The organism is Shewanella colwelliana ATCC 39565, assembly GCF_000518705.1.
Taxonomy (GTDB): Bacteria; Pseudomonadota; Gammaproteobacteria; order Enterobacterales; family Shewanellaceae; genus Shewanella; species Shewanella colwelliana.
On record NZ_JAEC01000031.1, the window covers coordinates 61,578 to 69,096 of the forward strand.

8 protein-coding genes are annotated in these 7,519 nt (G+C 47.2%); all 8 read left to right on the forward strand.

Annotation, left to right across the window (positions count from 1 at the left end):
* Window positions 1-293: 293 nt before the first annotated feature.
* The 8 genes from L876_RS0113460 (at window position 294) to mutM (ending at window position 7,334) form a co-directional block, all read left to right on the forward strand.
* The gene (locus tag L876_RS0113460; RefSeq protein WP_248674609.1) at window positions 294-1,079 is read left to right on the forward strand and encodes an ABC transporter substrate-binding protein; all 786 of its coding nucleotides are present in this window, start codon (window positions 294-296) and stop codon (window positions 1,077-1,079) included.
* Complete coding sequence (locus L876_RS0113465) at window positions 1,076-1,783, forward strand: ABC transporter permease (protein WP_028764289.1); 708 nt, start codon at window positions 1,076-1,078, stop codon at window positions 1,781-1,783. Before L876_RS0113460 ends, L876_RS0113465 begins: the two co-directional genes overlap by 4 nt.
* Window positions 1,784-1,786: 3 nt before the next feature.
* Entirely contained in the window at window positions 1,787-2,518 is a 732-nt protein-coding gene (locus L876_RS0113470; protein WP_028764290.1) for an ATP-binding cassette domain-containing protein, read from the forward strand.
* Window positions 2,502-3,092, forward strand: coding sequence for a molybdenum cofactor guanylyltransferase MobA (gene mobA / locus L876_RS0113475; protein ID WP_028764291.1), 591 nt, complete (start codon window positions 2,502-2,504; stop codon window positions 3,090-3,092). Before L876_RS0113470 ends, mobA begins: the two co-directional genes overlap by 17 nt.
* A 14-nt stretch (window positions 3,093-3,106) precedes the next feature.
* The gene (locus tag L876_RS0113480; RefSeq protein WP_028764292.1) at window positions 3,107-4,909 is read left to right on the forward strand and encodes a bifunctional molybdopterin-guanine dinucleotide biosynthesis adaptor protein MobB/molybdopterin molybdotransferase MoeA; all 1,803 of its coding nucleotides are present in this window, start codon (window positions 3,107-3,109) and stop codon (window positions 4,907-4,909) included.
* Between the two features lie 61 nt (window positions 4,910-4,970).
* Window positions 4,971-5,957 (forward strand): GTP 3',8-cyclase MoaA, encoded by a 987-nt coding sequence (moaA, locus tag L876_RS0113485; protein ID WP_028764293.1) that lies wholly within the window; start codon window positions 4,971-4,973, stop codon window positions 5,955-5,957.
* A gap of 100 nt (window positions 5,958-6,057) precedes the next feature.
* Window positions 6,058-6,510 (forward strand): hypothetical protein, encoded by a 453-nt coding sequence (locus tag L876_RS0113490; RefSeq protein WP_028764294.1) that lies wholly within the window; start codon window positions 6,058-6,060, stop codon window positions 6,508-6,510.
* Window positions 6,511-6,518: 8 nt separating this feature from the next.
* Window positions 6,519-7,334: a bifunctional DNA-formamidopyrimidine glycosylase/DNA-(apurinic or apyrimidinic site) lyase gene (gene mutM / locus L876_RS0113495; RefSeq protein ID WP_028764295.1), complete on the forward strand. Its 816-nt coding sequence runs from the start codon at window positions 6,519-6,521 to the stop codon at window positions 7,332-7,334.
* Window positions 7,335-7,519: the final 185 nt, after the last annotated feature.

A 7,519-nucleotide genomic window follows, 5' to 3' on the forward strand; every position in this document is an offset into this window, starting at 1 on the left:
GACATTTTGACTCACATTGAATTGATTCTAGCATCAAAGTTCAGCAAATTGGTCACCCTGAACCAGTCTAAACATCAGTTGGGACAATATGTCTGGTAACAATTTACCCAGCATGGGACTTGCCTCACACTTTGCCATTACCGTGTGACATATTTTTCCGTTTACCTCAGTTGGCATTGTTTTTGCTGTAATTTGAGCGTATTGATTTTCGAACAAACGTGACCCTGGCGAATCACGTTTTTCACTCAAAATGCCAAGGAGCAGTAATGTTTAACCTAAGAACGATTTTTAGCATGGCGCTTGTCGCCACCACAATCGCTAGTGCACCAGTGCAAGCAGAAGAGATCATTAAGCTTGCAACAACCACCAGTACAGAAAACTCAGGTCTACTTAAAAGCTTATTGCCCAAGTTTGAAGCGGAAACGGGTTTCAAAGTACAAGTGATTGCCACCGGAACAGGTAAAGCCCTTAAACTTGCCAGACAAGGTGACGTTGACGTCGTCATGACTCACGCCCCAGCAGCCGAAGCTAAGTTCGTCCAAGAAGGCTATGGCCTGATGCCACGTGGCATTATGGAAAATGACTTTGTGATTTTAGGGCCTAAAAACGACCCCGCAAACGTTCGTAATAGTAAAACAGCTGAAGAAGCTTTTGCTAAAATTGCCAAGTCAGGGACACCGTTTATCTCTCGTGGTGACAACTCTGGCACTAATATGAAAGAGTTAATCATCTGGAAAGGCGCTAAAATTGAACCACAGTTTGCAGGCTACCGCTCAGTGGGACAAGGAATGGGTAAAACTTTGCTAATGGCAAACGAGCTACAAGGCTATACACTGTCAGACCGTGGTACCTTTGTTGCGTACAAGGCCAAGCTAGACCTTTCTGTTGATTACGATGGTGGCGTAGCGCTAGCGAACCCTTATCAAATTATGTTAATTAACCCGGAAATGTATCCAGACTTAAACCACAAAGGTGCTAAAGCACTGAGTGACTGGCTGATCAGCGCTGAAGCTCAAAGCATGATCAATAGCTATACCGTACAAGGTGAGCAACTCTTTAAGGCAACATATAGCGAATGAGTGAAGGCTGGTTAGCCCTGATACAGCAGGCATTAAGCCTGCTGTTTTCATTAGACCCCGATGTCTGGTCTATCGTAAGTGTCTCTTTTTCTGTCTCGTTTGCAGCGCTTGCGCTCACCCTAATACCGTCACTTGTATTAGGCTTTATCCTTGCATTTGCCCACTTTCCTGGCCGTTGGTTTGTCACCAACTTAGTGCAGACAATCCAGTCAATCCCTACCGTTGTTATCGGCCTTCTTGTCTATCTCATGCTAACTCGAATGGGGCCTCTGGGAGATCTACGCTGGCTATTTACTCAAAAAGGAATGATCTTAGGCCAAATGATGATCTGTGCACCAGTGCTTGTGGCAATGAGCCAAGCTGCATTTACTAGCGTTGATAAACGTGCATGGGAAACATCTCGTACTCTAGGTGCATCTTGGCTACGTTCCGTTTGGGTCGTTTGCCGAGAACTGAAAGTTCCACTGTTGATGGCCATCGTCGCCGCGTTTAGCCGCATTCTAACCGAAGTAGGTTGCTCCATGATGGTCGGTGGCAATATTGCCGATGTCACCCGTAATATCCCCACAGCCATCGCTCTTGAAACCAGCAAAGGCGACTTTGCCCAGGCAATCGCACTGGGGTTGGTATTATTAATTCTGTCGCTAATACTAAATTTCACCTTAGGGACTTTGCGTGGCAAAGCTGAACCGAGGACACATTAATCTATGGTTAAAGTGATCGCCAACAATATCGAAATGCGCTTTGGTGAGCGCTTTCTATATCGATTTGAGCACCTATCTTTGGCGCAAGAGCAAACTGTTCACCTGCAAGGCGATAATGGCTCAGGCAAGACCACCTTAATGAAGATGTTTGCCGGCCTGCAGGCACCGAGCGCCGGAAAAATTGTGACACAAGGTTTTTCAACAAACCCATGGTGGCGACGTAACCCGTTATTGGGCAAAGCCGTATACCTGCATCAGCACCCTTACCTATTTGATGGGACGGTTGACTATAATCTCAACTACGCCCATCCATTTTGCCAGTTGACCCGTGCCGAAATTGAAAGGCGTACTGTTCACGCTATTGAGATGGCACAACTTGGCAGTTTATTAACTCAGCAAGCAGCGAGTCTCTCTGGTGGTGAACGCCAACGTTTAGCAATTGCTAGAGCCTGGATAATGCGCCCCAAATTGCTGATGCTCGATGAGCCAACATCGAATATGGATAAACTGTCCCAGCAACTGGTTTTAACCATGATTAGCGACCTGAAACAACAAGGCACTGGCATGTTAATCAGCAGCCACCAAAACTGTTCGCTAACAGGATTATGCGAGCAAAATTGGTTGATTCACGATAACATCATTGCAGCAGGTGATGCGCCCACAGCACCATCACCCTTCTCGGCTGCAGGCCAACATCAACAAACTCAGGAATTAAACTATGTCACAGCGTATTGATGCAGTGATCCTTGCCGGCGGTATGGCTCGCCGTATGGGCGGAAACGACAAAGGATTGGTCGAGCTTAATGGCCAACCTATGATAAAGCACGCCATCGATAGGATAAAACCACAAGTTAAGGAGATCCTGATCAACGCCAACCGTAACCAAAATCACTATGCTGAGTTTGGTTACAAAGTGTTGAGTGATGAAGACTCTGGCTACTTAGGTCCATTGGCAGGCATGATCACCGCGCTAGGTCATACACTGGCAGACTACCTACTGGTTGTTCCTTGTGATTGCCCGCTACTGCCATTAGATCTTGTTCCACGAATGTTAGCGGCCATTGACACTAATAATGCAGAACTTGCAGTGGCGAGTGATGGCAAACGAGAACAACCTGTGGTGCTGTTAATGAAACCAGAACTCAGGGCATCGATGAAAGCCTTTTTAGACGCGGGTGAGCGCAAAATTGATTTTTGGTACGCCAAGCACCAGTGCGTCGTGTGTGATTTTTCTGATCAACCCAACGCCTTTGTTAACGTCAACACACCAGAACAAAAACAACAACTTTCTGAGGCAATTGCCAAATAAATTTAGAGGTCTACATGAGCATTCCGTTTAACAATCCGTTGTCGATTCCTGTTCTCGGGTTTTGTGCCTACAGTGGCACAGGTAAAACCACCTTACTTAAAAAGTTAATCCCCGAGCTCAATCGTCGTGGTATCAAGTTGGCGGTGATCAAGCATGCTCATCATAATTTTGATGTCGATATTCCTGGTAAAGATAGTTACGAAATGCGTAAAGCCGGCGCTCGACAAGTACTGGTCGCCTCCCATGTGCGCTGGGCATTGATGACCGAAGACTTAGTCGATGATGCACCTAAGCTGCCACACTTACTGCAACAGATAGAACAAGACAAAGTTGATATTGTCTTAGTTGAAGGATTTAAAAAGTTAACCCTACCTAAAATTGAGCTGCACCGCGCCGCCCACGGTAAACCTTTTATCCATACGCACGACGACAACATTCAAGCTATTGCCTGCTGTGATGACACCGAACTACCAACAGAATTAAAACGTCTTGATATTAACAACGTCGGCCAAATTGCAGATTTTGTGATTGCATATATCAAGCTGTGGCAACCGAGCCAAACCCAACGACCACTGCAAGCGCCGGAGTGTGGCTGTGAATTAGATACCAGCAAAACACTGTCCGTAAGGCAAGGCATCGATAGCATCCTCTCCTTTGTTAATCCAGTAATGGAAGTCGAACAGCAAGCCATTGATGACAGCAGTAATCGCGTGCTAGCAAGTGATGCTATATCGCCAGTGGATGTCCCTCAGCACACCAACTCGGCTATGGACGGCTACGCTTTTAAACATAGTGAGCCGATGCTAGCTCAATACACCATTGTTGCCGATGTGATGGCAGGACATAGCTATCAAGGTAACCTTAACGATGGCGAAGCCGTACGCATCATGACCGGTGCACCTGTACCAGCGGGTGCCGATACGGTACAGATGAAAGAGATGGCCATAGAGGATAATGACACCGTCAGTTTTTCAGGCTCTATTTCACTTGGCCAGCATGTGCGCCAGGCAGGTGAGGATATCGCAAAAGACCACACCGCACTGGCTGCAGGACACCGCTTACAAGCGGCTCATCAAGGTATGTTGGCCTCTTTAGGCTTTGGCACCTTACCCGTTTATCGAAAACCGCGTGTCGCCGTGTTCTCAACAGGTGATGAAGTGTGCCAGCCTGGTGAGCCACTCAAACCCAACTGCATCTACGACTCCAACCGTTTCACCATTAAGTCTATGGTCAAGCAACTGGGTTGTGAGGTGATCGATCTTGGTATCATTCACGACTCAGAAGACGCGCTTATTGATGCCTTAAAAGGCGCAGCAGCCCAAGCAGATGTAGTGATCAGCTCTGGTGGGGTATCGGTGGGTGATGCGGACTTTATCAAGTTAGCCCTAGAGAAAGTTGGCCAGATCAACTTTTGGCGCATCAACATGCGACCCGGTCGACCACTGGCCTTTGGTCAGATTGGTAACAGCTTGTTTTTCGGCTTACCCGGCAACCCTGTTGCAGTGATGGTCTCCTTTATGCAGTTTGTACAACCAGCGCTACGTAAACTCGCAGGTGAGAAAGACTGGTCACCAAGCATGGTGCCCGCCATTGCCGACTGCACACTTCGCAGCCGCAGCGGCCGAACTGAATTTACCCGTGGTGTCTACCACTTAGGGACGGATGGCAAGCTACATGTTTCCAGTACAGGCGCACAAGGCTCTGGAATGTTGAGTTCAATGGTAAAAGGAAATTGCTTAATCGTCATTGGCGAACAAAATGAGCAGTTAAATCCTGGCGATACTGTCTATATCCAACCTTTTGCCGACCTTTTATAAAAGGCCACCTTTTTAGCCGTTGCAGTGGGTCAGCCCCACTGTCTGTAGTAGGTAAGTTCGTATGAGTTTGATTGTTGATACCTTTGGCCGCACCGTTGAGTACTTACGTTTGTCGGTGACAGATAGATGTGATTTCCGCTGTGTCTATTGCATGAGTGAAGATCCCTGCTTCCTCGATAGAGAACAAGTACTCAGCCTCGAAGAATTGGCCTGGATTGGCCAAGCCTTTACCGAGTTGGGGGTCAAAAAAATCCGTCTAACTGGCGGTGAACCCTTGGTTAGAACTGACTGCGATCAACTGGTCAAACTACTTGGCGATCTCCCTGGGCTAAAGGAGCTGTCAATGACGACCAACGGCTCTCGACTCACCAAGTTTGCTGGCAAAATGCGTGATTCTGGGCTAAGTCGACTCAACATCAGCCTAGATACGCTTAAACCAGAGCTGTTTACTCAACTCACCCGTAACGGCAAATTAGAACGTGTTATTGAAGGGATCGATGCAGCCAAAGCTGCAGGATTTGAGCGCATAAAAATTAACGCCGTTATTTTACGAGGCCAAAATGACGATGAAGTGCTCGACCTCATAGAGTTTTGTCGTGAACGAGAGCTGGATATTGCCTTTATTGAAGAGATGCCTTTAGGCGTGATTGATGAGCGCAAAAAAAGCCGTCATTGCAGCAGCGATGAGGTCAAAGCCCTCATCAACCAACGCTACCCGCTGCACCTCTCCAATAAGCGCACTGGCGGCCCTGCCCGCTACTACACCATGCCAGGGAGCACTATCCATGTGGGCTTTATCTCCCCCCACAGCAATAACTTTTGCCATGAATGTAATCGTGTCCGCGTTACCGTTGAAGGCCGTTTACTATTATGTTTAGGCAATGAGCATTCGGTCGATCTGAAAACCATTGTGCGTGAATCACCTGGAGATATAGCGCGATTGAAGCATGCCATTCTTGATGCCATCAAGCTAAAACCCAAAGAGCATCACTTTGGTCCGGAAGGCGACACGCAGATTTTGCGCTTTATGAATGCAACGGGTGGCTAACAGCGGATCCTACCTAAGCAAACGCAGTGCGTTAATGCTCTCATGCTTTTTCGGTGATAAACTCAAGTAAGATCACAAGTAAGTATGAGCGCATTCGCCAATGGCTTTATCCCGAAAAAAATGGAATAACATCATTATCTTCGCCTCCATCTTTATGGTGGCTATCCTAACTCTGCTCGACAATGAGCGAGAAAAATTACCCGATGACGCTCAACCACTTTTTGATGATGCAGCGCCACTGCAACAACTTCAATATGATGATTTTTGGCTCAGTGAGGCCGGCTTTTCATGGCAGTGTGAAGCAAGTATTCTCAACTGTGATGAGTGGGCTAACGCCTGGAGTAAGGTGCAAATATCACCTATCGAAAAGCTGATCCCACCAGAATCGACACCTCATGAATTAGTGATTCAGATACAGGATATTGCAACGCCACAACTATGGCTGTTTTATCGTCAACAGGGGTTACTTAAGTCTCCTTCGGGAAACTGGTATCAAATTCCTCCGAGTCTTCGCGCATCACTCAATCCCATTATTAGCGCCGCTAGCCAATAGAGAACATCATGCCTGAATTACCAGAAGTTGAAGTCACCCGACAAGGGATATCGCCCCACCTGCTTGACCAAGAAGTGACTAAGTTGATTGTGCGCAATGGCTCGTTACGCTGGCCTGTGCCCGATATCGCCCAACAAATTGTTGGCCAAACGATTCGCAGTATCAGACGACGCGCTAAATATTTGCTGATTGATACGGATGCGGGGACCACCATTGTCCACCTCGGTATGTCGGGAAGCCTTCGCATATTGTCAAAATCCACGCCAGTGGAAAAGCATGACCATATCGACCTCGAGATGGCCAATGGTAAAGTGCTAAGATTCAACGATCCACGACGTTTTGGCGCTTGGCTATGGTGTGAATTGCCAGAAGCTGCCCACCCCTTACTGGCAAAACTTGGACCTGAGCCCTTACTACCCACTTTTAATGTGGACTATTTTCAGCAAGCCTTAAAAGGCAAGAAGAAGGCGATAAAGCTGTGCTTGATGGACAATCATATCGTGGTCGGCGTCGGTAATATCTACGCCAATGAAGCTCTTTTTGCCGCGGGAATCCACCCACAAACTGAAGCGGGCAAAGTCGATATTGCCAGGCTGACAATTTTAGTCACAGAAGTAAAACAGATCCTTACCAATGCGATAAAGCAGGGGGGAACGACTCTAAAAGACTTTACCAATGCCGAAGGAAAACCGGGATATTTTGCACAGAAACTCCACGTGTATGGACGTGGCGGTGAAACCTGTAACCAATGTGGACATCTATTAAGTGAGATTAAGCTAGGGCAACGCGCGACAGTATTTTGTGGCTTGTGTCAGACGCGGTGATGTTTTAAAGGTGATCTGAAGGCATTAGCGACTTTGAAGTGCTAGGTTCTAGGTGTTAGGTGCTAGGTTCTAGGTGCTAGGTACTAGGTACTAGGTTCTAGGTTCTAGGTTCTAGGTTCTAGGTTCTAGGTTCTAGGTTCTAGGTTCTAGGTTCTAGGTTCTAGGTTCTAGGTTCTAGGTTCTAG